The following is a 23594-nucleotide window of genomic DNA, read 5'->3' on the forward strand; positions in this document are numbered from 1 at the left end:
CTTCGCTAGTCTTTGACCGAACCGGCTGTCACGCCTGCAGCAACGTAGCGTTGCGCGAGCACGAGGAGGACGGTGGCGGGGATCGAGGCCACTACGGCCGTTGCCATGATGGCGTTCCACTGCGTCGTGTTGTTGCCGATGTATTGGTAGATGCTCAAGGTGATCGGGATCATGTCACCGCTGCGGTTCAACGTGGACGCGAAGATGAAGTCGGACCACGCCCAGAGGAAGGCGAACAGCGCGACTGTGATCGTGGAGTTCCTGCTCACCGGCAGGACGACTGAGATAAAGGTGCGCCATGCACCAGCGCCGTCCACGCGCGCGGCTTGTAGCAGCTCTTTGGGCATGCCAGCCATGAACGCCGTGTAGAGCAACACCCCGAAGGGAACCGCGATCGTCGAGTTCGCCAGGATGAGGCCCCCGACAGTGTTGAGCAGACCGAGCCTCACGTAGATGGCGTAGAAGCCCATCGCCATCACCACGGCCGGGATCATCTGCGCGACGATGAGTCCGAAGCTGAGCACGCGCCCACCGCGGAGGTTGAGCAGGGCGATCGCGTAGCCGGCCGGCGCTGCGATGAGCACCGTGAGCACCACCGTGCTCACACCGATGAGCAGGCTTGTGCCTAGGGCGGGGAGCTGTTGGTCGAGTGCGGTCGCATAGCCCTCGAACGTCGGCGCCCAGGGGAACCAATGCGGGGGCGAGGAACGGAGGTCGCTTGTCTGAGTCAGGGAGACATTGAACATCCAGTAGACCGGGAAGAGCATGATGCCGGTGAAGACCAGTCCCAAGACGGTCTTCCACCAGGCGCGGCGGGCGGTCATCGCGCCTCCTGTCGTCGTTGCAGTTGAAGATGGAGCACTCCGAAGAGGAGGGCGACGAGGATGAGGATGTTGCCCACGGCGGCCGCCGGTGAGAAATCGGGCTGGCCGGTGCCGAATGCCTCGCGGTAGGACCAGATGGCCAGGGTGGTCGTCGAGCTTCCTGGTCCACCGGCCGTCATCACCCAGATCACATCCACCACTTTCAGGGTGTAGACCAGTCCGAGCAGCAGGGTGATTGCCGAGACCGGACGAAGCAGCGGGAAGGTGATGCTCCAGAACTGTCGCCACGCACCCGCACCATCCAGGGACGCGGCTTCGTAGACCTCGTCTGGGATGTTCTGCAGTCCCGAGTAGAGAATCACGAGGTTGAAGGGAATGCCCAGCCAGATGTTCGCAAGAGTTACCGACAGCAGCGCCGTCTCAGGCGAGGTCAGCCAGTTGATCTGGCCTATCCCGAAGGCACCGAGGAAGGAGTTGACGATCCCGTTCTCGCTGTTGAGCATCCAGGACCAGGTGGACGCCGAGACGATCAACGGCAGCAGCCACGGCATGAGGAACAAGGCGCGCAGCGGGGCTGACAGAGGGAAGTGGTTGCGGAAGAAGACCGCCAGAGCCAGTCCCAGCGAGAACTGGAACGCGATGGAGACGACCGTGAAGAACACCGTATTCGCCAGGGCCTGCGCGAAGAGCGACGAGGAGAAGATCTCCACGTAGTTCTGCCAGCCGACGAACTCGGCGTCGCCCTGGACGAAGGCGCGGATGTTGTAGTCGTGGGTGCTGAGGTCGATGTTCCGCCACAGCGGGTAGACGTAGAACATCGCGAGGTAGACGAGCAGCGGAGCTGCGAAGCCCACCGCTGCCCACTGAGCTCCGTGGGGCTTGCGCCGTCGCAGCTTCTCGGGTGGAGCGGGCGGTGCATCGCTGCCCGCTCCACCCGTGGTGCCGCGACCCGCCTCGGTGTCGGCGAGGGTCGTCATGATGGTCCTTCCGATTGCGGTGATCCGACCCGGGTCTAGCCGAGCTCAGCCTCGACGTTCGCCTGGGCCTCTTCCAGTGCCTCCTGAGGAGTTGCCGCGCCTGACAGGGCGTTCTGCACGGCGGTCCAGAGCTCCTCGGAGATGACCGGGTAGTCCGTCCCGAGGTTGTCGCTGGTCCGTCCTTTGGCCTCCTGCACTGCAGAGACCCAGGTCTCGAGATCCTCGTTCTCCTCGAGCAGGGCGTCCTGCCCCTCCTCCGTGGGCGGGATGTAATAGGCGAACGTGTTGGCGGTTTCGACGAATCCTTCGGGAGTCGTCATGCACTCGACGATCTGGCGCGTCACGTCGTAGCGCTCGATGTCCTCCTGCACCGGGGCGACGATGAACTCACCGCCGGTGGGCGCAGGGGCAACTCCGCCATCCTGGGCGGGGATCTCGATGACTCCGGTGGCGAAGTCCGCGTCAGCGGCGCTGTTGACCTGCCAGGTGCCGTTCTCCACGAATCCGAAGTCGCCGGTGAGGAACTCTTCCCACGTGGTGTTCTGGGAGTTGTTGATCACAGTGTTCGGGACGAGCCCGTCGTCGACCCAGCCCTTCCAGAGCTCCAGGGCCTCCACGGCCTCGGGAGAATCCAGCTCGGTGAGGTCCGCTCCGGAGCCCCAGAACCATGGGAGGAATTGGAAGGAGCCCTCCTCAGTGCCGATCCCGGCAAAGGTCATGCCACCGTTGCCGGAAGCCTCGATATCTTCGAGCGCGCTCGTCAGGCTCGTCCAGTCGGTGACCGAAGCTGGATCCACACCCGCCTCATCCAGGACGTCTTGGTTGTAGTAGAGCGCGAGGGTGTTGGCACCGATGGGGATTCCGTAGGTGTCGCCGTCGAGTTCACCGGCCGCGACCAGGTTGGGGTCCACTGCGGAGGTGTCGAGCCCCAGTTCGTCCACGGTGCTGAGCAGACCGCTCTCGGAGAGGGTGGAGACGGCAGGGTTATCGAGCAGAACGACGTCGGGCGAGTTGCCTTCCTGCGCCGCAAGAATCGTCTGGTTTGTGAGGGCAGTGGTGTCGTACGCGGTGCGTTCGATCTCGACTCCGGCTTCCTCGCCGCAGGTCTGGACGCGGTTCTCCCAATCCGAGTCTCCTTCGTGCTGCGGATAGGGATCCCACCAGGTGTACGTGCCGGAGGCGGCGTCACTGCCCTCCTCGCTGTTCGCGTCACCTCCTGAGCAGCTTGCCAAGAGGCTGATCGCCGCCAACGCTGCGGTCACGGTTGTCGCCTTATGAAAGGTGCTTTTCATTGCGTTCCTCCTTGGATCATCGACCAGGTGTCGAACCGGTTCGATTTTGAGTGAGACGAGTGCATATCAGTTCTGGATCTCAGCGGGGCGGGGCGGTGCTCCCACGGTCGATGAGGTCGGGGGTGACAAAGCGGACAACATTGGGCTCCTCGGGTCCTATCTCTCCCTCGATGCGACGGACCAGCTGACGCACGGCCATGCTGCCCAGCCGGTCAGGCGCGCTCTCGATGGAGGAGAAGGGAAGGGAGAAGGTGCGGGCGAACTCATCGGAATACCGGCCGAGCACGGAGAGGTCCTTGGGGGTTGAGAGTCCGCGCTCGTGGAGCACCGAAGGCAGGGCCGCTGCCGCAGCTTCGTTGTTGATCAAGAGGCCGGTGGCGTTTGCGTGGGTATCGAGGATGCGATGCAGTGATTCTCCGACGGCAGGCTGAGACGAAGGCGCGAAGACCGTATGGAGCGTGATGCCCTTCGCCTCGGCGGCGGCGAGGGCTGCGTTCTGCAGGCGCCAGACGTAGGCGCCGCCCCGCTCGATCACGTGCTGAGGCTGAGAGATCAGGATGAGCTCGCGGTGTCCCAGGCGGTGCAGGTGATCCACCATCGTCCGACCGGCTTCTTCGAAGTCCAGATCGAACACGTCCAGGCCGTCGCAGTCTCTGGGCAGTCCGACCAGGGCGCCGGGTTGCTGCGCCGTGCGGAGGTGTTCCAGTCGAGGATCATCCTCTGCCACGTTCAGCAGGACGATCCCATCGATCATCCGGGAGTTGCTGATCCTGCGCAGCGCTGAGGTGCCGTCTGCATCGGTGACCAGAAGAACGTCGTAGCCGAGCTCTCTCGCGGTGTTCGAGACTCCCAGGATGTACTGGAGCATCGCGGGCGCGAACTCGTCGTCGAGGAATTGGGCGAGCAGGCCGATGACCTTCGTCTGCGAGGTTGCAAGGGATCGAGCGCCCGCATTGGGGGTGTACTGGAGGTTCTTGACGGCCTCGTTGACTCGAAGCCGGACGGCATCGGAGATGGACCTCTTGCCGGAGAGGGCATATGAGGCAGTGCTGCGGGAAACCCCTGCGGCTTTTGCAACGTCACCGATTGTGACCATCATCACTCCTTCGAACTGGTTCGACGGTACATCTGTGGATCTCTCAGCACAACCCCCTGTTCTAAAGGAACTCTCGTGGTTATCGTCGAAGCGGTTCTCAACGATCCAGGGTCTGAGACGCGGCATGGGCCGGGTTCAGACTCATGTGGAGTCTGAACCCGGCCCATACTGAAGGTCATGCGTGGGGCCTTCTGCGGGGTCTCGGTTTCGGTGTTGCGCCCGGTCCGAGACCGTTGGAAGGGGAGTGCCTTATGCCCGGCGGGTGACTGCCAGTTCGATCTCATCGGCGCGGACCGTGCGGTCCACCGAGGAGTCCTGCGAGGCTTCGTCGGCCCATTCGGCCATCAGGGTGCAGTACTGGTCGTAGACCTCGGGGACCCAGACGTCGGTGGTCGCGTCGGGCCAGGCGTCGCGCGCGAGGTTTGCGGCCACGTCGCGGTCCAGGCTGATCAGCTTCGGCTCCGCTGCCGCGCCTTGGGCGAAGTAGAGGAACTTCGTGGAGAAGGCGGGTCCGAACCAAGGGATCCGGCCGGCGCCGTCCTCGGTGGTCAGGATGCTGAAGGCGTCCTTCGCGAATTCTTCGCTGCGGGCTGCGTTCCATGCAGAGAGGAGCAGCTCGGAGGCCTCGTCGCGGTGGGAGGCGAAGTTGTCCAGGCGGTGGTGCAGACGCGGGACCTTGGGTCCGAGGCCCCATGACAGCGAGTAGTAGAACAGCTGGAAGGCGTTATCGGCGGTGCGCTCGCGGTCACCGATCTCGAACACATCGCGCCGGGCCAGCGAGGTCTTGTCCAGGCTGCCGAGCATGCCGGTCAGCTTCGGAAGGTCGCGCTTGGAGAGTTCGGCGCGCCAGCGGGCGGCGTCGACATCGACGCTGTGCTTCATCACCGCGTTGGAGCCGGGCAGTGCGTGCAGGATGTCCTGGGGCAGTCGTGCGTCTTCGTTGATCATGATCCAACCCTAATGGGCCTGACCGACGTCGCGCCCCACCTGGCCGGCCGCGGTCTCGGCGATGCCTGCATCTGGTCGTGAGATGCGTCTCCACGGCGGGAGCGCACTGCCCCGGGCTGTTGTCTGAGGAATCGGGTGCTGGGAAGATGGCGCATGGTCTCGTCCGCCGAGAAGTTCCCACAATCGCCGTCCCTGCCTCCGGACCTGGAGGAGAATTTCTCCGCGGGTCTGAGTACGCGCAGGTGGGTGCCGCATTATCTGCCGCACTGGACCACCCCCGAACGGTCGCAGGCACGCTACCGGACCGGTCCGCGTGGTCTAGAGCTGAGGATCGATGCGGATCAGCTTGATTGGCGTCCCGAGGATGCGCCGATGCGGGTCTCAAACCTGCAGACCGGCACCTACTCGGGCCCCGTGGGGTCTTCACGCGGAACTCACCGGCACCGCGAGGATGGGCTCCTCGTGCGGACCGCCACTCCGCAGCGGCTGTACTTCGCGCCCGCTGCTGGAAGGATCGACGTCACCGTGGCGGCCGGTCGCGATCAGGGCTGCATGCTCGCCGCGTGGCTGATCGGCACCGAACATGGATCTCCCCAAGACTCCGGGGAGATCTGCCTCTTCGAGATCGATGCCGAGACCGTGGGGGAGACCAGCCGTGCCCGTTCCGGGGTCAAGGCCCACCATGACTCCGGGCTGACCACCGATATGGCGGAAGTTCTCCTGCCCTTCGACGCCAGCCGGCCGCATACCTGGAGCGTGCTCTGGGGCAATGGCGAGACGCTGATCGGCTGTGAAGGCGCCGTACTTCGGAAGATAGCTCAAGCGCCGAACTACCCGCTCTTTCTCATGATCGACCTCTTCGAGATCGGTACCGCGGCAGGGGAGTACCCGAAGACCGCAGTTGTTCAGCGGGTCAGAGGATGGAGTTGGTGAGATGCGTGGACGCACTCCGAAACTTTCGCTCAGCGCTGCTTGACCACCGTGAGCAGGATGACCGCATCTTCGACGGCGTCCAGTGAGTGCAGTCCGTCCGGAATGATCAGCAGATCTCCGGGTGATCCGTTCCAGGACGCCTCTCCGGACTTCAGCGTCACCCGGCCTTCCAGCACCTGCAGCGTGGCCTCCCCGGGGTTCTCATGCTCGGAGAGCTCCTGACCGGCTCGGAGCGCGATCAGGGTCTGCCTCAGCTGATGCTCATGGCCACCGAAGACCGTCTTCGCGCTCCTGCCGCTGGAGGCCTCGCGGGCCTGCTCTAATTCACGCCGTGCCAGTGCGATCAATGACGTCTTCTGCATGGTGAACGTTCCGATCTATCGAGGGCCACCGCCATGCCGATCTCGCGGCCGTTCCCCTGCGGTGTGTGGTTTGCCACACTGTATCTATGAAGCGCTACGAAGCCTCATTGACCCCGGACCTGGCCCGCGCGGCGCGCGCGCTCACCCAAGTGTCGGTGGAGGAGATCGCTGAGGCCGCCTCGCTTGAGCCGCCACTGGTGCGCAACTTTGAGCATCGCGGGTTCGCCCTGTCTCCCGACGCGAACAAGCGACTGCGCCGGGCGCTGGAGGAGTTCGGCGTCGTGTTCTTCGACGAGGACGATCGGGGCGGCTACGGCGTCCGACGCAAATACAACTCATCCCGGGTTCGCCAGCTGACCCGGTGGGAGGACGAGGGCGGCCGCGCCTACGAGGACGACATCTGAGGGCACTCTCGGAGCGGCCCCGGTCGTGCTGCTTCCATCGAGCGTCGGGTCGCGCGGACCTGGTGCCTCCTCGAGCCGCCGGGCGTACAGTCGCACCATGGGCGAAGAAGCGAAACCCCTCAAGACCGTCCGCGCTGCCGGCCTCGTCGTGCTGGGGACGGCCGGTGTCGCCGTCGGATTCGGATTCGCCGTGGTTGGGGCGCTCCGTCGAAATCGCCCGATCCACTCGGTGGGCACGGTCGTGCCGGGCAGGCTCATCATCGATGCGCCTGGCACCACCGGCTCCGCGCTCTTCGACTCCGTCGGTGAGACGCCCCTGATCGGACGGCTCTCGGGCTCGGCGTCGTGGTCGGTCGAGCTGCCCGACATCATGGGCCTGGCCGTCCGGATCCCCGGTGGCGGGCACCACGGGGGCGAGGTAGACCTGCTCTTCGCCTCCACGGGCACCGGCAGGCTGACCCGCTACATCCTGCAGCTGCGCACCTCCTCCGGCACCGGGCCGTTGACCACGATGTTCCCGTTGACCGGGGTGGAAGGGAACATCGTCTTCCGCCTGGACCCGGAGCCGCGCAACGACTACCGGCTGTCGTATTCTCGGAATTCTCGACCTTGGCAGAGTCTGGGACGGGTGTCGCTGGAGCCGTCCGGAGAGCCGACTCAGCGCTCGAATGATCCAGCTGGGTCTGATGATCTGACGCTGCGGTTCCGACCTGTCGCGAACCCGCCGAGCGGCCTGACCGTGCCGGCCTGGGTGCGTGCGGTCCGCGCACCGGCCTACAAAGCTGCCCACCTCGCTTGGCATGCTTGAGCGGCGGGATCTTAAACCCCGATGATCCTGAACCCCAGTCATCCCGAACCACCATGCCCACAAGCCTTAATGATCGGAGCATCTATGTTCACCGGACTCAGCGCGTTCCCACACACCCCGTTGCGTGATGACGCCCTCGACGAGCCCGCCTATGCCGGTCTCATCGAGCGCCTGGCAGCAGCCGGAGTCGACTCGATCACCGCGCTGGGTTCCACCGGGTCCTACATGTACCTGGACCGAGAGGAGCGGCGTCGCGCCGCGCAGACCGCGGTGCAGCATGCCGGGGAGGTGCCGGTGATGGTCGGCATCGGCGCGCTGCGCACCTCTCAGGTGCACCGGCTCGCGGAAGATGCGCAGAACGCCGGCGCCAGTGCCGTGCTCCTAGCCCCGGTCACCTATCAGGGGCTCAGCGATGACGAGGTCTTCGGGCTCTTCAAGGACGTCACCGCTGAGCTGTCCGTGCCCCTGGTGGTTTATGACAATCCCGGCACCACCCATGTGCGTTTCACTGATGAGCTCTACGCCCGGATCGCGACCCTGCCCCATGTGGCGTCGATCAAGATCCCCGGCGTCCCGGCGGAGCCCGAGGCGGCCGCGGACCGCGTGAAGACCATCCGCGCCCACATCCCCGACACCGTGACCGTCGGGGTCTCCGGCGACGACGCCGCAGCCCGCGGCCTCACCGCCGGCTGCGACGCCTGGTACTCCGTCATCGGCGGCACGCTGCCGACGCCCGCGCTGAAGATCACCCGGGCCGCGGTGTCCAGGGATCACGCGGGCGCGCTCGCAGAATCGACTCGGCTGGAGCCGCTTTGGGCGCTGTTCGCCGAACACGGCAGCTACCGGGTCACCGCGGCGATCGTCGAACACCTGGGCCTGGCCGCTGCCGACTCCCTGCCCCGCCCGGTCCAGGGCCTCGACCGCGCCGCCCGGGCCCGCCTCATCCAGGTCCTTGAGGAGCTGGAGCTCACAGAGTGAAGGGCGCCTGACCAGAGTCACCCACCCGTAGGTCGGGATTATGCTGGATCTGTCCGGCAGGCCTGGCGATGAGGAGTCTTGTGGAGCAGTCCTTGCAACACCTCGAAACCTCGGTCGCGCGTCTCGCGGCGGACCAGCCCTTCGCGCTGTCCTGGGAGATCCGCGCGATCGGCACCGGTGAGGTCATCGGGCAGGACTCCACCCGCCCCGTCGCCTCCTTCAGCACCCGCAAGGTCAGCGTGCTCCTAGCCTGCCTGGCGCTGGTCGAGACCGGGGAACTCAGCCTCGAAGACCGCTCGGTCATCACCGAGGAGATGAAGGACGGCGTCCAGGCCGGGATCATGCGCAACCTCTCCGCCGGGATCTCGCTGAGCCTGCGCGACTCCCTGCTACAGATGATGAGCACCTCGGACAACATCTGCACCCAGCTGGTCTTCGCCGCCGTCGGCTCCGTCCGCCCCGACCCGCTGCAATGGGTCAACGACTACTGCGCCTGGATGGGCCTCCACGCCACCCTGCACCGCGAGATCTTCCCCCGCACCGGCGACCTGACCTGGAGTCACTCCCTGGACACCCTCACCACGACGACGGCGCGGGATCAGTCCCTCCTGCTCGAGCAGCTGGGCCGCGGGTGCATTGACGACGCTGCCGCCGCCCAACTGTTGCTCTCCCGAGAGCTGTGCGAGTTCGCGCGGGACGCCATGCTTGGACTCTTCACCCCCGCACTGGGGGTCGCCTGCACCCAGATCCAGCTCGCGGAGAAGAACGGGCGCGGACTGCGCAGCCTCTCCCAAGTGGGGTTGGCGCTCTCGGCCTCGGGCGCACCGTTGGCCGCAGTCGCCGCCTATGCCGAGAACATCCCCACCGAACTGTCCTCCGGGGTCCCAGGGAGGGTCGCGGCCTTTGATCTGTTCGCCGAGCTGGGACTCGCAGTAGAGGAGTGGGCCCGTGGTCGTTGAGGTCAAAATGCTGAGTCTTGCGGAGTGCGCGGCCGCCTATCCGGAGCTCCGCTTCGCCGTGGGGACCGCTGCGTCTGCCGGGGAGAGCGGGGTTCCCGAGCTTGGCGGAGTTGCCGAGCTTGGCGGAGTTGCCGAGCTTGGCGAGGTTGCGGAGGCCACGGCGTCTGCCGGGTCCGGGTCTGCCGGGGCTCCCGGGGTCGTTGCGGAATCCCATGCGGATGAGCTCCACGACCTCGCCGGGACAGGCAAGTTGCTGCTCGGCCTCACCCTGGCCCACCTCGGCGAGGGTGACGAGGGCTTCCTCGAACGGCCGCTCACCGTCACCGCTGCGCACCGCGCCGGAGCGCGCACCGGCACGTTGCGACTGCTCACCGGAGACCTGACGCTCAGCGTGGATGACGCGGTGAACCTGGTCTGCTCCACCGGCGACGGTGCCTGCGTGCTCGCCCTGCTGGATTTCGCGGCCTCCGAAGGTGTCGAGCTGCTCACCGAGGCCCAGGGCCTGGTCGCCTCGATGGGGCTGCACGCGGTGCAGCTCTCCGGATTGGAACGCGATGAATCCTGGGGCGAAGGTCTGCTCGGCAGCACCACCCCCGCCTCGACTCTCGACCTGCTGCGCGCTCTCGGAACCCCCGACAGCATGGAAGGTGATCCAGTTGTACCCGGGGGAGTCTCCTCTGGCACCCGGCACCGGATCCACAGTTGGATGGACAAGGTATTCGAGCCCGCCGGCCTGGCGTCGGCCCTGCCTGGCTTTGGTCCCAAACGGGTTCCGCACCGGACCCTCTCCGGCTGGGAACTCACCGCGGCCGGCGCGCAGCGCGGCTGCAGCTCCGTGCTCTCCCTGCCCAACCAGGCAGGGGAGTGGGTCCACGTGGCAGCCCACCTGCCGCCCTCGTCGGGTGGTGTTCTCTCTGCACGGGACGTCTCCGCCGTCTTCGGCACCCTCGGCCTGGCCGCGTACCACTGGACCCGGGACTGAATCCCGCGCAGATCCGCGAAAAACAGAGGCGCTCGCGCTGAGGGACTGCTATCTTGAGATCATGGACTTCGACGTCGACAACGCCTAGCCACCTGACGTTCGGTGACCGCCGGGCAGAGCGCGACTTCGCGCCGCCGGTGGCAGCTTCCCACTCCAGCCCTCTGTGATCGCCGGCCTTCGGCTCAGATCCCCAGCTCAGATCCCGGCTCCGATCAGTGAGTGGCCCGCACGTCCTGGACCAGGCCCTCCGCAGCAGCGCGTTCCAGCGCCCGGAGCGAACCCTCCCCACTCAGTGCGCCCGCCGTCCGGGCGAGGACCGAAGGACTCTAGCCATGTCAGCACCCTCAGCCATCACCTTGCAGGACCTCTCCTTCGAGTGGCCCGACGGCACCCCGGTCCTGCAGCAGCTCAACGGCACCATGACCACCGGACGCACGGGATTCATCGGGCGCAACGGCGCCGGCAAGTCCACGCTGTTCCGACTCATCGCCGGGGAGCTCACCCCCACCGCGGGTCAGATCAGCACCATCGGCGACGTCGGCTACCTCGCCCAGACCCTCACGCTCGGTCCCGGCAGGACCGTCGCCGGGCTGCTCGGGATCCAGGACACCCTCACCGGACTGCGCGCCATCGAAGCCGGCGATGCCGACGTCCGGCACTTCGACGCCGTGGGCGATGACTGGGACATCGAGGCTCGGGCCGACGAGGCGCTCCAGCGGATCGGCTTCTCCGCCGCGGATCTGGAGCGACCGGTCACCGAAGTCTCCGGAGGGGAGGCGATGCTCATCGCGATCACGGGACTGCGCCTGCGCCGGACCCCGGTCACGCTGCTCGATGAACCCACCAACAACCTCGATCGCCGGACCCGCGCTCAGCTTGCCGAGTTCATCGACGAGTGGCCGGGCACCCTCGTGGTGATCAGCCACGACCTCGAGCTGCTCGAACGCATGGACGCCACCGCGGAGCTCCACGCCGGAGAGCTCGACGTCTTCGGCGGTCCCTACAGTGAATTCAGCGCACACCTCGCGCAGCAGCAGGCCGCCGCCGTCCAAGCGGCCCGGACCGCTCAGCAGGCGCTGAAGGGGGAGAAGAAGCAGCGCGTCGAGGCGGTGACCAAGATGGCGCGCCGCGAACGCACCGGCCGCAGAACCCAGGTCAGCGGCGGCATCCCGAAGATCCTGGTGAACTACCGCGTGAGTCGCGCTCAGGGAGCTGCAGGTGCGATGCGCACCACCCACGAGGGTAACGTCCAAGCCGCCCAGGCCGCGGTCGACGCCTCCGACGCCTTAGTCAGGGATGAGGAGCACATCCACCTCACCCTGCCCGACCCCGGCGTGCCGCGCAGCCGACGAATCGCCGAGCTCCGCGACGGATCCCGCACGATCATCCTGCAGGGCCCGGAACGCGTGGCGCTGATCGGGCCCAACGGTTCCGGGAAGACGAGCCTGCTCGAGCACCTGGTGCACGGGGGTGCTGAGACTGGAGGTTCACCGGCCGGTGGTCGGATCACCGGTGAGCTGCTCACCGAGCGGGTCGGCTACCTGCCGCAGCGCCTGGATGACCTCGAAGAGTCACGCTCCGCGCTGGAGAACGTGCAGGCGGCAGCCCCTGCGTCTCCGGCCGAGGAGATCAGAAACCAGCTGGCCCGGCTGCTGCTCCGCGGAGCGGTGGTCGACCGCCGGGTCGCAAGCCTGTCCGGGGGCGAGCGCTTCCGAGTCAGCCTCGCACGGCTGCTGCTGGCCGAACCGCCGGCGCAGATGCTGATCCTCGACGAACCGACGAATAACCTCGACATCACCAGCGTGGAGCAGCTGGCCGAGGCGCTCGGTGCCTATCGCGGAGCACTGCTCATCGTGAGTCACGACGTCGGGTTCCTGGCGCGGCTGAACCTCGATTCCGTGATCGAGATCGACGAGGAGCGGCTGAGCCAGCGGGCGGAGCTTTAGGGAGTCGAACTCCAGCTTGGATCGGGGCGCACGCGGAGAATAAAAGGAGGCAACCACCATGGAGTCACCAGGTGCCGCCCATACGTTGAGGACACGTGCCAAGTTAATCGGGGTACTGACAACGATGCTTCTGAGGAGTCAACATGCTGACGACACTGCATAACCTGGGCCTACGTTCCGAGCACGCCTACAACGCCGCACTGGTTTCAGTGGGCCTGTCTTTCGGCAGCTGGGCGCTCTCCCGCTACAAGAATGACGATTCCAAGCCGCAGGCAGACCGCTGGGGCATCTTCGTCGGCCAGTGGGCCCCCACCTTCTTCGGTCTGGGTCTGGCGCTCTCGCAGTACGAGAACAACGGCAAGAAGCGCTGAAACTAGAGCTTTCTCAGAGGGGTGCTGCCGATCATCGGCGGCGCCCCTCTGTGCGTGTCCCGGCCGTTACCATCGGGCGGTTTGCGGTGGAATGACACTCTCTGATCGTCCCTATAACGCCGCAAGCTGCCCAAGGGACGCTGGAAGATGGAGAGGATTCGTGGATCATCCGCCGGTGCCCCGGATCAGTTGGCACGATCCACGTCTTCCAGCCGGGCTCGCGCCGTCGGCTGTTCTGGTCGGCGCGTGTCCTGTCCCGACCCAGGTCGCTGTGGTGTCATTGGCCTCACGAGCAATGATGCGCAGCCCATGACGAACAACAACAGGAGTGACCATGCGGGCGATCTGGTCTGGCGAAGTGTCTTTCGGGTTGGTGACGGTGCCGATCAAGCTGTACTCGGCCACGCAGAGCCACGATCTGTCGATGCATCAAGTCCACGATGAGGACGGCGGGCGGATCCGCTACGAGCGTCACTGCGAGGTCTGCGGCGAGAAGGTCGACTACAAGGACATCGACAAGGCCTACGACGCCGGGGAGTCCACTGTTGTGCTCACCAAGGAGGAGCTCGGCGAGCTGCCCGCCGATGACTCCAAGGAGATCGCGGTGGAGCAGTTCGTGCCCGAGGATCAGATCGACTCCATGGTGCTGGACAAGTCCTACTACCTGGAGCCCTCGGGCAAGTCCGCAAAGGCCTACGTGCTGCTGCGCAAGACCCTGGAGGAGTCCTCCCGGGTCGCGATCGTGACGTTCACGCTGCGCACCAAGACCCGGCTCGGGGTGCTGCGCGTGCGCGATGATGTCATCGTGCTCCAGGGGCTGCGCTGGGCCGATGAGCTGCGCGAACCCGAGTTCGACGTGCCCAAATCGCGGCTGACCAAGAAGGAGCAGGAGATGGCCACCTCGCTGGTGGACTCCTACGCCGAGGACTTCGACCCGGAGCGGTTCAAGGACGAATACCAGGACCAGCTGCACACCCTGGTGGAGGAGAAGCTCGCCCACGGCGAGGACATCGACACCGACGCGACCTTCGGCAATGTGGAAGATGAGGACGACGGCGACGGCAACGTCATCGACCTCATGGAGGCGCTGAAGCAGTCGGTGGATTCTCGACGGAAGAGTTCGGGCAAGGGTGCGGGGGAGTCCGGGTCGAAGGGGTCCTCGAAGGGCGGATCCGCGAAGGGGTCGTCGAAGGGCGAGTCCAAGCGTTCATCATCCAGTGGTGGGTCCAGCCAGAAGAAGAAGGCGAGCTAACGTCCCCGTCGGGGCTCAGATCTCGCTGAGGTAACCCGCGAGCACGTTCAATGCGCTGTCCCAGCCGTCGTAGATGTTGTCATCTCCCTTCGAGCCCTCCGCTCCACGCAGATCGAGGGTGAGCTCCGTGCGGTCCTTGGTGGGGGTGAGGGTCAGGGCTTGATGCCGCGCGGGTGATCGGCCCAGGGTGCACGAGCTTCGCGCAGCTCACCAGCGCCGGTCCGGATCGCGTGCAGCGCCAGGATGCCGGTCACCGCGCTGGGGTTGTGGATCTGACCGGTGAGCACCGCCTGCACGGCCTCGGTCAGTGGTACCCAGGCCTTCTGGATCTCGGCCTCTTCGCCCTCGCGAGCATGCTGCTCATGTTCCGGCGTCTCGGTGATGCCTGAGGCGAGGTAGATCCGGATGGCCTCGTTCGAGGCACCAGGGCTGGTGTGAAAGTCCGCCAGGGTGTGCCAGGTCTCGGCGCTGATGTCGGCTTCCTCGTGGAGCTCGCGCGCGGCGGCGTCGAGCATCGGCTCGCCCTCGGCGTCGAGCAGTCCGGCCGGGATCTCCCACATGTTCTGCCGCAGCGGATGCCGGTACTGCCGGATCAGCAGCACCCGGTCCTGCTCGTCGACTGCGAGGACGGCCACGGCGCTGAGGTGCTTGAGGAACGCGCGGGTCAGCGTCTCGCCGTCGGTGCCGAAGCTGAAGGTCTCCTGGACCAGGTCATAGATCGGGGTCGACTGCAGGGACTTGGCCTCGAGGATGGGGTGCTCGGCGGGGGAGTCATGGATCGGCATAGGCTAAGCCTACGTTGGGTCGGAGTGCTGGCCGCGGAGTTGGACGCGCCGCCGTCGTCGTCCTCGGCGTGACCTGGCCCATAGGCGTTGGCGCCGCAGAGTCCTAGACTGCGGACATACGCGCCGGGGCCTGTGCGCAGGCGGCGGCGACCCTGAAGGGAAGGACTGCTATGTCGACAGTCGCACGGAACATTGTTGATACCTTGCACGCCAGTGGAGTCCAGCGGATCTACGGAATCTCCGGGGATTCGCTCAATGGTCTGACTGATGCGCTGCGCGCCGCGGGGACGATCGAGTGGGTGCCGACCCGGCATGAAGAGGCCGCCGCCTTCGCCGCGAGCGCGGAGTCCCAGGTCACCGGGGAGATCGCGGTCTGCGCAGGAAGCTGCGGACCGGGCAATCTCCACCTGATCAACGGGCTCTTCGACGCGCAGCGCTCGCGGACCCCGGTGCTCGCGATCGCCGCGCACATCCCCAGCGAGGAGATCGGGTCCACCTACTTCCAGGAGACCCACCCGCAGGAGCTCTTCCGCGAGTGCAGCGTCTACGTGGAGCACGTCGCCCACGCGGACCAGATGCCGCGGCTGCTGCGGGTCGCCATGCGCGAGGCCATCGAGAAGCGCGGCGTCGCCGTGCTGGTGATCCCCGGGGACGTGGCGCTCGCCGACGTTCAGGGCGAGGCGGAGACCATCCGCCCGATGCAGTCCCGGGTCATCCCCGGTGAGACCAACCTGGACCGAGCCGCAGAGGTGCTCAACACGTGCGAGCGCGTGACGATCCTCGCCGGGGCCGGCACCGCCGGAGCTCACCCCGAGATGCTGGCGATCGCCGAGCGCCTGCAGGCGCCGATCGTGCATGCGCTGCGTGGCAAGGAGCACGTGGAGTGGGACAACCCCTACGACGTCGGCATGACCGGGCTGCTCGGCTTCTCGTCCGGGTACCGGGCGATGGCGGCCTGCGAGACGCTGCTGGTGCTCGGCTCGGACCTTCCATACCAGCAGTTCTATCCTGAGGACGCGAAGGTGGTGCAGGTCGATATCCGCGGATCCCAGATCGGGCGGCGCACCCCAGTGGACGTCGGGCTGGTCGGTTCCGTCAAGGACACCGTAGAGGCTCTCCTGCCGAAGCTCGATGTGCACGCGGATTCGCGGCATCTCGACGGGGCGACGAAGCACTACGCCAAGACCCGCAAGGATCTCGACGCGCTGGCCACGCCGTCCAAGCGGACGATCCACCCGCAATACCTGACGAAGCTGATCAATGATGCGGCCGACGACGACGCGATCTTCCTGCCCGACGTGGGTTCGCCGGTGGTCTGGGCCTGCCGGTATCTGACGATGAACGGACGACGCCGGCTGATCGGGTCGTTCAGCCATGGGTCCATGGCGAACGCGATCTCACAGGGGATCGGGGTGCAGATGGCCGAGCCGGACAAGCAGGTGATCGCGCTCGCGGGTGACGGCGGGCTGGCGATGCTGATGGGTGAGCTGCTGACCATCACTCAGAACGAGCTGCCCGTGAAGACCGTGGTCTACAACAACTCCTCGCTGAACTTCGTCGAGGTGGAGATGAAGGCCGCCGGTTTCGTCAATTATGCGACTGACCTGAAGAATCCCAACTTCGCCAAAGTGGCCGAAGCGATGGACATCAAGGGGATCCGGGTTGAAAAGTCAGAAGATCTTCCTGCGGCCGTCGAAGAGTTCCTCGCCCACGACGGACCGGCGCTGCTGGACGTCGTCACCGAGCGCCAGGAGCTCTCCATGCCACCGAACATCACCGCTGAGCAGGCAAAAGGCTTCACGCTCTACGCGGTGCGCACCGTGCTCAGTGGTCGTGGCGATGAGCTGATCGACCTCGCGAAGACGAATTTCCGCCAGCTGTTCTGATCCTTCGCTCTTCCACAGAACCGCCCCGGCCTCTGTTGCGCCGGGGCGGTTCTGTTTAGTCTGTTGCTCCAGTGGTGGCGACGGATCGAACGGATCAGGTTCATGAACACTTCAGCGGGTCGGCTTGGTGTGGCGAGTGTTGCGGTGGTTCTTGGGCTGGTGCTGAGTTCTTGTGGAGGTGACGATGCTCGGGCTGAACCTGGTGGGACGGACGTTGAACCGACTGCGGAGCAGACCTCGCCGAACGGTGGAGTATCGGAGCCGGAGCAGTCGAGTAGTGACGGGGGCGAGACCGAGGATCCTGAATCGTCGCCGACGCCGGTCCCTGCGTCTTCAGATGGGCCCGCACAGAACTGGCCCGAGCCTGAGGTTCCGGACGAGATCTACGAGGAGACCGAAGAGGGCGCGCTGGCGGCGCTGAGGTATTGGTTCGAGGCAATTACGTATCTGCAGCTGACGGGTGAATTTGAACCGGTCGCGGCACTCTCGGCTCCTGACTGCGAAATGTGCGACAACACGATCGCCCAGTTCTATGACCTGTACGAGGTGGAGAACGGTTGGTATGCCGCGGAGGGCACCACGACTGGTGATGAACTGGTCTCTAGCATCACAGCTGACGGTCACGCGGGCATTCTGTTTGCCCTTGTCGAAGGTGGCTACACCGCGTACGGCTCAGGCGGTGAATCCATAGGCGTTGTCGAAGGCCGAACCTACGACGCTGAAGCCTCTCTCTACTTCGACGGCCGTCAATGGTGGATAGCGGAGCTCGAGATATTTGAAGCGGTCGACCAGTGAGGTTATCCATCACTGTGAGCGCCTTGATGATGCTGAGTAGCCTCGTGGCGAATGTTTTGGCCCCTCCGTTCGGAGCTGGAATTGCTAGTCCCGTGATGTCGCGGTCTTGTGACCACGCGGTCACGTGGGAAGGACGAGAAGCCCAGGGCGCGGTTCGGTGCGAGCGCCCTGAGGTTCGGGCCCCGAACCGACCGCCGTGGCTACCTCGGGATCGCGCCGACGATAATGTCAATCGCGGCTTGGGCGCTGACTGGTCGATTCCAGCTCCGGAAGCTCCGCCGACGTACTGCAGCACAGAAGAAGGGGCAGACCAACCAGACTGCAGGGTGGTCCTTATTGACGAGTGTGCTTCTCGAGGTTTGGATGCAGTTAGTCCAGTCGATACGGGCGAATTCTCCGGGTTCATTTGCGCGCCAGCAGCTGAAGCAGTGGAGGTGGAAGATGCGGAGCAAGAAGAACTAGTCGACATCATGGCTCTCCTCCCCGGCGCTGTCGAGGAAGCCTTCGTCACCCTCCCCATCGCCGGTGGCTCCGTCGAGTTCGAACCCGACCTCCTGGGCTTCGGCTACAGGAACCAGCACACGCACATGTTCGCCGATGTGGGGCCCCAGAACCTGAATCAGACCCTCCTCGGCATCCCAGTAGAGATCCGGGTGAACCCGCAGAGCTTCCTCTGGGACTACGGTGACGGCACCAGCCGAGTGACCTACGACCCAGGCGAGCCCATGCCCGACAGCTGGCAGGGGGAGACGGTGGTCAAGACCGACCAAGAGACGCCCACCAGCCACGTCTACACCGAGACCGGCCGCTTCCCGGTCAGCCTCACCACCACGTTTGTGGGCGAGTACCGGGTCGGCGGCGGACCCTGGATCGTCATCCCCGGCTCCGTGGACGTTCAGGCATCACCCGGCGAAGCCGACATCTGGCGAGTGGCCGCCCGCAACGTCTCCGGCTCCTGTCGCAACACCGTCGACTGGGGCTGCAACGGTCCGGTCACCCTCGAGCCGGGCGACACCCCGCCGAAGATCTTCGCTGACCAGTACGACGCCAACGGCAATTGGCTGGGGGACTGATCCCCAACCTGGCCCCGGCCCCCGAGCAAGAGGCGACCGAGCTCCGTCGTCCGCTTCCAGCCGCTCATCCCATGCAGTTGCAGTCTCCGGTCCATACGTAGCTACCGGAGACTGCAACTGCCCAGGAAGGGGTTAGCGGAGGGTGAGGTGGTTGCCGGCGATCATGCAGCGTACGGATCCACCGGCGGCCTCAAGCGTGGACACATTCACCGGCACCAGCGTGCAGTGGCCGGAGATGGTCTCCCGCTGCTGCGCCGTCAGGCTCGCCTCGGCGGTCGTGGACAGCACAAGGCACCGCCCCTCGGTCCCGGCGAGTTCCAGGCAGTTGCCGGCGAAGCTGCCCACCTGGGCTTCGCTGAGCTCCACCACCGTCCGACCGGAGTCGCGCAGGACTCCGAGCACGTGCTCGCGCTGGACGCGGTCGCGGATCATCTCGCTGCTGATCAGCGCCAGGTCAGTGCCCACAGACATCATCACGTTGGTGTGATAAACCGGCACCCCGTCAGCATCGGTGGCGTCGAAGAGCACCGGAGCGTAGTCGAAGTCGTGGCAGAACTCGGAGAACAGACCGGCCGACAACCGACGAGACCGGCAGGCGTAGGCGAGTCGAGCACGGTGATCCAACACCATCGAGCCGGTGCCCTCGAGATACTCCCCGAAGCGCTCCGCCGAGGAGTAGTCCACCACCCGTCGCACCCGACAGGTCTCCTGCAGGTGCGCCAGGATGTCCCCGCGCCGCTCGGCCCGCCGGTTCTCCGCATACATCGGGTAGAGCGTGACGGTGCCGTCGGGGTGGGTGCTGAACCAGTTGTTCGGGAACACACTGTCCGGGGTCTCCCTGGTGGGGTCATCGAAGATGTCCACGCCGACCCCGAGCCGCTCCAGGGTCCGGCCGAGTTCGGTGACCTCGGCGTAGGCCGCGGCTGCGACCTGGCGGGCAGACTCACGTGCCGCTGAGGGCAGCAGTGCCTCCAAGATCCGCTGCTGAAAGCTGTTGTCTGCGGCCGTCTCCGGGTTGGGCGTGAACTGGTGCGGTCGCACCAGCACCACCCGGGACGGGGCCTGTTCGGTCACTGCAGCCGCAGAGGAGACCCGCGCTTCGCCGTCGGGTCCCAGGGTGAACCGCCCGACCGGGGCATCAAGCACCTCAGTCATCTTCGGATCACCCGACCGGCTTCAGCGAGCTGACCAGCGAGAACAGGTCCTTCGGGTCCTCTGGGTCGGCGACCAGGTCCAGCGAGGTCTGCAGGTCTGTGCCTGCGGTGGCGTCGCGGACGAAGCGCAGCGCGGAGAGATCTGCGATCGCGAAGCCCACGGAGTCGAAGATCGTGATCTGCTCGGCAGACTGCCGACCCTCCGCGGCGCCGGTGAGCACCTGCCAGAACTCGACCACCGGGAAGTCAGGCTCCATCTGCTGGATCTCGCCCTCGATGCGGGTCTGCTCCGGGTACTCCACGAAGACCCGGCCGCGGCGCAGGATCTCCGCGTCGAGCTCGGTCTTGCCCGGGCAGTCTCCGCCCACGGCGTTGATGTGCACGCCGGGGGAGATCTGCGCGGAGCTCAGAATCGTGTTCTGCGCCTTGTCCGCGGTGCAGGTGGTGATGATGTCGGCCCCGGCCACGGCCTCGTCGGTGGAGGATGCGACGGTCACCCGGAAGCCGAGCGGCTCCAGGTTCCGGCGCAGCTTCTCCATCGCGGCGGGATCCACATCGAAGACCTGCAGGTCCTCGATGCCCAAAGCGGAGCGGATCGCCAACGCCTGGAACTCCGCCTGGGAGCCGGCGCCGATCAGCGCCATTCGCCGCGAGTCCGGTCGAGCCAGGGCCTTCGCGGTCATTGCGGAAGTCGCGGCGGTGCGCAGCGCGGTGAGCAGGGTCATCTCGGCGAGGAAGGTGGGGTAACCGTTGTCCACATCGGCGAGCATGCCGAAGGCGGTGACGGTCTGGAACCCGCGCGAGGGGTTCAGCGGGTGCCCGTTGACGTACTTGAAGGCGTAGGTCTCCAGGTCGGAGGTCGGCATCAGCTCGATCACGCCGAAGGGAGTGTGGCTGGCGATGCGCGGAATCTTGTCGAAGCTCTCCCAGCGGCGGAAGTCGTCCTCGAGGTAAGCGATCATCTCGGTCATCAGGTGCTCGACACCCTCGCGCTGGATCCAGCGGGCCATGTTGTTGACGTCGACGAACTGCGTCATGAGGAGCTCCTTACAAGCGGTGGTGCGGGAATCGTGCCAGGTTGATGTGGCTCAGCCTAGGGATCTCGATGTGTACATGTAAGAGCAGTTCTGGTGAATTTCAGGGCAATCAAGTGGCAGTTTGTCAGGGTGGAGTTAGCATGATGCACATGCCTCGCCTCACCGACCTCGACCGCCGCCTCATCTCCGCCCTGCGCAAGGACGGCCGCGCCCCGGTCGCCGCGCTCGCCGAACAGCTCGGAGTCGCCCGAGCCACGGTCACCAGCCGGATCGAGAAGCTCAAGGCCCAGGGCGTCATCGTGGGCTTCAGCGTGCGCGTCCACGACCACAACGAGACCGGCGAGGTCCGCGCCATCTCCTTCATCGAGGTCGTCGGGCGCACCACCGACCACGTGATCGCCGAGCTGCGCGGCTTCCCCGAGATCATGGCGCTGCACACCACCAACGGCGGCTGGGACCTTGTCGCGGAGATCTCGTGTGAGAACCTGCGCGACTTCGACGAGGTGCTGCGCCGGGTGCGCGGGATCAAGGGTGTGGTCAACAGCGAGACCAGCCTGCTGCTCAGCTCAGTGGTCCGCTGAGCCTGGGTCTGGACTCGACGCCGCGCGGCGCCGCTCCCCGCTGGGAGGCGAGCAGCGCCGTCGTCGTCGTTCTCCCGCCGTCCCTCCTGACTGGTTGCGTTCTCCGGTCGATACGTAGGTGCCGGATTCTGCAACTGGCCGGGTAACCTGGGGGCCTATGCGCGTCACCATTGATCCCCACACCGAAGGCGTCCTCAACAACGACGCCGGCTCCACCGTCCGCCGCTCCGTGCTCCCCGCCGGGGTGCGGGTGCTCACCGAGGAGATGCCGGGCCAGCGCTCGGTCACCCTGGGCTTCTGGATCGGGGTGGGCTCCCGCGATGAGGCCGCCCACCAGCACGGCTCCACCCACTTCCTGGAGCACCTGCTCTTCAAGGGCACCAAGACCCGCTCCTCGCTGGAGATCGCGTCCGCCTTCGACAGCGTGGGCGGTGAATCCAATGCGCTCACCGGCAAAGAGCACACCTGCTACTACGCCCGAGTGCTCGACACCGACCTGCCCATGGCCGTGGAGGTGCTCACCGACATCGTCACCTCGGCGCTGCTGGATCCGGCAGAGATGGAGATCGAGCGCGGGGTCATCCTCGAAGAGCTCGCCATGGCCGAGGACGACCCCGAAGACGTGGTCCACGAGCGCTTCGGCTCCCAGGTCCTCGACGGCCACCCGCTGGGCCGGCCGATCGGCGGCACCCCGGAGGAGATCAACGCGGCCAGCCGTGCGGACGTCTTCGACCACTACCAGCGCTGGTACCGTCCCGATGAGCTGGTCATCACCGCCGCCGGAGGGCTCGACCACGACCACGTGGTCTCCCTGATCGCCGAGGCGCTGGACAAGTCCTCCTGGGACATGACCGTGCCTGGCTCACCCGCGCAGCGTCGGGTCGGGCTCGAGACCGAGATCCCGGTCCGCGCCGGCACCGAGACCATCATCAAACCCGTGGAGCAGTCCCAGGTGATCCTCGGCGGACGCGGCATGGCCGCCTCCGACGACGACCGCTTCGCGCTCTCGGTGATGCACGCAGTCCTCGGCGGGGGCATGTCCTCCCGGCTCTTCCAGGAGGTCCGGGAACGCCGCGGCCTGGCATACTCCACCTACTCCTTCTCCTCGGCGATGACCGACGCCGGCTACTTCGGCCTCTACGCCGGGTGCCTGCCGAACAAGGTCGAGAAGGTCACGCAGGTCATGGCCGCAGAGCTCGACCGGATCGCCACCGAGCACGTCAGCGCCGAGGAGCTCACCCGCGCGAAGGGTCAGCTACGCGGCGGGACCGTGCTGGGCATGGAGGAGACCTCCTCGAGGATGTCCCGGCTGGGACGCGCGGAGCTGGTGCGTGGGGAGTTCGTGGACATCTCCGACACGCTGCACCAGATCGACGCCATCACCGCCGAGGATGTCCGCAAGGTCGCCGCACGGCTTGCCAGCTCACCACGTGCTGTCACGGTCGTCGGCCCCGCCTAGACTGACATGTGACACTGCAGGCGGACCGAGGGGGTCTCATGCGTCGCAGTCGCAGCACTGTCGGCCGAGCCAGCGCCGGGTTCACGTTGCTCGGTCTCGGCATCCTGACCTCATGTGCCGGAGACTCAGGCCCTATGGGTGTTGAGAATCCTGGCGATCAGTCCACCAGTGCCCCCGCTGCGACATCTCCGGCGGAGGACCCGACTCCCGACGACTTGAACACCGACGACTTGAACACCGACGGCTCGAACCTCGACGGTGACAGCGCAGACGGTGGCGGCGCAGGTGCCGACGGGGCGGGGCGCGACGTCGCGCCGGACATGATCCCCACGCCGGTCCAGGAGACCCAGGAGCTGGTGACGGAGTATCTCTCGAGCTGGCAGGAGTACAGCACCTCGTCGGAGATGGAGCTGCAGCTGGCCTTCTACAGCGGAAACCCTGCCTGCTACGGCGTGCGATCGGTGGTCGAGGAGGACGACGACGAGGTCCGCGTGGCCACGATCTCCGGCACGCTCCCGGACGCGGTGGGTTCCGCCTGCACCCAGGAGGCGCGCTACGTCTCGGTGGTCATCGAGCTCCAAGAGCCGCTGGGGGAGCGTGAGGTCGTGCCGCTGACCGAGGTCGATCTCGCCCGCTGACTGGGGGCGCTGATCCGACCCGCTGCTCCGGGGTGTTGATTCAACCCGCCGATC

The 23594-nt window shown here is 66.0% G+C and carries 25 protein-coding genes; 15 read left to right on the top strand and 10 right to left on the bottom strand.

Annotated elements, in window-relative coordinates; translation table 11 throughout:
* Positions 1-5: 5 nt before the first annotated feature.
* From ACHAA4_RS14450 to ACHAA4_RS14470, 5 genes are all read right to left on the bottom strand, one after another.
* Complete coding sequence (locus ACHAA4_RS14450) at positions 6-824, bottom strand: carbohydrate ABC transporter permease (RefSeq protein ID WP_435774879.1); 819 nt, start codon at positions 822-824, stop codon at positions 6-8.
* On the bottom strand, positions 821-1801 hold the full coding sequence (locus ACHAA4_RS14455; RefSeq protein ID WP_435774880.1) for a carbohydrate ABC transporter permease: 981 nt from the start codon (positions 1799-1801) through the stop codon (positions 821-823). The genes ACHAA4_RS14450 and ACHAA4_RS14455 overlap by 4 nt, the downstream gene beginning before the upstream one ends.
* Positions 1802-1836: 35 nt before the next feature.
* Entirely contained in the window at positions 1837-3093 is a 1257-nt protein-coding gene (locus ACHAA4_RS14460; RefSeq protein WP_435774881.1) for a sugar ABC transporter substrate-binding protein, read from the bottom strand.
* Between the two features lie 79 nt (positions 3094-3172).
* On the bottom strand, positions 3173-4189 hold the full coding sequence (locus tag ACHAA4_RS14465) for a LacI family DNA-binding transcriptional regulator (RefSeq protein ID WP_435774882.1): 1017 nt from the start codon (positions 4187-4189) through the stop codon (positions 3173-3175).
* Positions 4190-4438: 249 nt separating this feature from the next.
* Entirely contained in the window at positions 4439-5137 is a 699-nt protein-coding gene (locus tag ACHAA4_RS14470) for an 8-oxoguanine DNA glycosylase OGG fold protein (RefSeq protein WP_435774883.1), read from the bottom strand.
* Positions 5138-5509: 372 nt separating this feature from the next.
* On the opposite strand from ACHAA4_RS14470, the gene ACHAA4_RS14475 reads away from it, so the two are divergent.
* The gene (locus ACHAA4_RS14475) at positions 5510-6070 is read left to right on the top strand and encodes a family 16 glycosylhydrolase (protein WP_435774884.1); all 561 of its coding nucleotides are present in this window, start codon (positions 5510-5512) and stop codon (positions 6068-6070) included.
* Between the two features lie 29 nt (positions 6071-6099).
* Here ACHAA4_RS14475 and ACHAA4_RS14480 read toward each other — a convergent pair whose 3' ends face one another.
* Positions 6100-6432 (bottom strand): cupin domain-containing protein, encoded by a 333-nt coding sequence (locus ACHAA4_RS14480; protein WP_435774885.1) that lies wholly within the window; start codon positions 6430-6432, stop codon positions 6100-6102.
* A gap of 86 nt (positions 6433-6518) precedes the next feature.
* On the opposite strand from ACHAA4_RS14480, the gene ACHAA4_RS14485 reads away from it, so the two are divergent.
* The 7 genes from ACHAA4_RS14485 (at position 6519) to ACHAA4_RS14515 (ending at position 12880) form a co-directional block, all read left to right on the top strand.
* Positions 6519-6836, top strand: a complete 318-nt coding sequence (locus ACHAA4_RS14485) for a hypothetical protein (protein ID WP_435774886.1) — start codon at positions 6519-6521, stop codon at positions 6834-6836.
* Between the two features lie 97 nt (positions 6837-6933).
* Positions 6934-7644: a hypothetical protein gene (locus tag ACHAA4_RS14490; RefSeq protein WP_435774887.1), complete on the top strand. Its 711-nt coding sequence runs from the start codon at positions 6934-6936 to the stop codon at positions 7642-7644.
* Positions 7645-7728: 84 nt separating this feature from the next.
* On the top strand, positions 7729-8622 hold the full coding sequence (locus ACHAA4_RS14495) for a dihydrodipicolinate synthase family protein (RefSeq protein ID WP_435774910.1): 894 nt from the start codon (positions 7729-7731) through the stop codon (positions 8620-8622).
* A gap of 92 nt (positions 8623-8714) precedes the next feature.
* The gene (locus ACHAA4_RS14500) at positions 8715-9581 is read left to right on the top strand and encodes a serine hydrolase (protein ID WP_435774888.1); all 867 of its coding nucleotides are present in this window, start codon (positions 8715-8717) and stop codon (positions 9579-9581) included.
* Entirely contained in the window at positions 9571-10563 is a 993-nt protein-coding gene (locus ACHAA4_RS14505) for a serine hydrolase (protein ID WP_435774889.1), read from the top strand. Before ACHAA4_RS14500 ends, ACHAA4_RS14505 begins: the two co-directional genes overlap by 11 nt.
* 332 nt (positions 10564-10895) lie before the next feature.
* Positions 10896-12509 (top strand): ABC-F family ATP-binding cassette domain-containing protein, encoded by a 1614-nt coding sequence (locus ACHAA4_RS14510; protein ID WP_435774890.1) that lies wholly within the window; start codon positions 10896-10898, stop codon positions 12507-12509.
* 143 nt (positions 12510-12652) lie between these two features.
* A complete protein-coding gene (locus ACHAA4_RS14515) occupies positions 12653-12880 on the top strand; it encodes a hypothetical protein (RefSeq protein WP_241464186.1) in 228 nt (75 codons plus the stop codon).
* A 165-nt stretch (positions 12881-13045) separates the two neighbouring features.
* Here the strand turns inward: ACHAA4_RS14515 and ACHAA4_RS14520 are convergent, their stop codons facing one another.
* Positions 13046-13285 carry a hypothetical protein gene (locus ACHAA4_RS14520; RefSeq protein ID WP_435774912.1) on the bottom strand — a complete coding sequence of 80 codons (240 nt, stop codon included), beginning with the start codon at positions 13283-13285 and terminating at the stop codon, positions 13046-13048.
* Here ACHAA4_RS14520 and ku point away from each other — a divergent pair.
* Complete coding sequence (gene ku / locus ACHAA4_RS14525) at positions 13215-14132, top strand: non-homologous end joining protein Ku (protein ID WP_435774891.1); 918 nt, start codon at positions 13215-13217, stop codon at positions 14130-14132. The genes ACHAA4_RS14520 and ku overlap by 71 nt on opposite strands.
* A gap of 152 nt (positions 14133-14284) precedes the next feature.
* On the opposite strand, the gene ACHAA4_RS14530 is transcribed toward ku, so the two are convergent.
* The gene (locus ACHAA4_RS14530; protein WP_435774892.1) at positions 14285-14917 is read right to left on the bottom strand and encodes an NUDIX domain-containing protein; all 633 of its coding nucleotides are present in this window, start codon (positions 14915-14917) and stop codon (positions 14285-14287) included.
* Positions 14918-15087: 170 nt separating this feature from the next.
* Between ACHAA4_RS14530 and poxB the strand changes: the two genes are divergently transcribed.
* From poxB to ACHAA4_RS14545, 3 genes are all read left to right on the top strand, one after another.
* Complete coding sequence (gene poxB, locus ACHAA4_RS14535) at positions 15088-16803, top strand: ubiquinone-dependent pyruvate dehydrogenase (protein WP_435774893.1); 1716 nt, start codon at positions 15088-15090, stop codon at positions 16801-16803.
* 102 nt (positions 16804-16905) lie between these two features.
* Positions 16906-17598, top strand: coding sequence for a DUF6318 family protein (locus ACHAA4_RS14540; RefSeq protein WP_435774894.1), 693 nt, complete (start codon positions 16906-16908; stop codon positions 17596-17598).
* A 470-nt stretch (positions 17599-18068) separates the two neighbouring features.
* On the top strand, positions 18069-18671 hold the full coding sequence (locus ACHAA4_RS14545) for a hypothetical protein (protein WP_435774895.1): 603 nt from the start codon (positions 18069-18071) through the stop codon (positions 18669-18671).
* Positions 18672-18803: 132 nt separating this feature from the next.
* Here ACHAA4_RS14545 and ctlX read toward each other — a convergent pair whose 3' ends face one another.
* Together ctlX and ocd are read right to left on the bottom strand one after the other, a co-directional pair.
* A complete protein-coding gene (gene ctlX, locus ACHAA4_RS14550; RefSeq protein ID WP_435774896.1) occupies positions 18804-19826 on the bottom strand; it encodes a citrulline utilization hydrolase CtlX in 1023 nt (340 codons plus the stop codon).
* 7 nt (positions 19827-19833) lie between these two features.
* Entirely contained in the window at positions 19834-20862 is a 1029-nt protein-coding gene (gene ocd, locus ACHAA4_RS14555) for an ornithine cyclodeaminase (RefSeq protein ID WP_435774897.1), read from the bottom strand.
* A 149-nt stretch (positions 20863-21011) separates the two neighbouring features.
* On the opposite strand from ocd, the gene ACHAA4_RS14560 reads away from it, so the two are divergent.
* From ACHAA4_RS14560 to ACHAA4_RS14570, 3 genes are all read left to right on the top strand, one after another.
* Positions 21012-21443: an Lrp/AsnC family transcriptional regulator gene (locus ACHAA4_RS14560; RefSeq protein WP_106122999.1), complete on the top strand. Its 432-nt coding sequence runs from the start codon at positions 21012-21014 to the stop codon at positions 21441-21443.
* Between the two features lie 157 nt (positions 21444-21600).
* Positions 21601-22902 carry a M16 family metallopeptidase gene (locus ACHAA4_RS14565; RefSeq protein ID WP_435774898.1) on the top strand — a complete coding sequence of 434 codons (1302 nt, stop codon included), beginning with the start codon at positions 21601-21603 and terminating at the stop codon, positions 22900-22902.
* A 134-nt stretch (positions 22903-23036) separates the two neighbouring features.
* On the top strand, positions 23037-23540 hold the full coding sequence (locus ACHAA4_RS14570; protein WP_435774899.1) for a hypothetical protein: 504 nt from the start codon (positions 23037-23039) through the stop codon (positions 23538-23540).
* Positions 23541-23594: the final 54 nt, after the last annotated feature.

Origin of the sequence: Nesterenkonia maliinae, assembly GCF_051262655.1 — a bacterium.
GTDB lineage: Bacteria > Actinomycetota > Actinomycetes > Actinomycetales > Micrococcaceae > Nesterenkonia.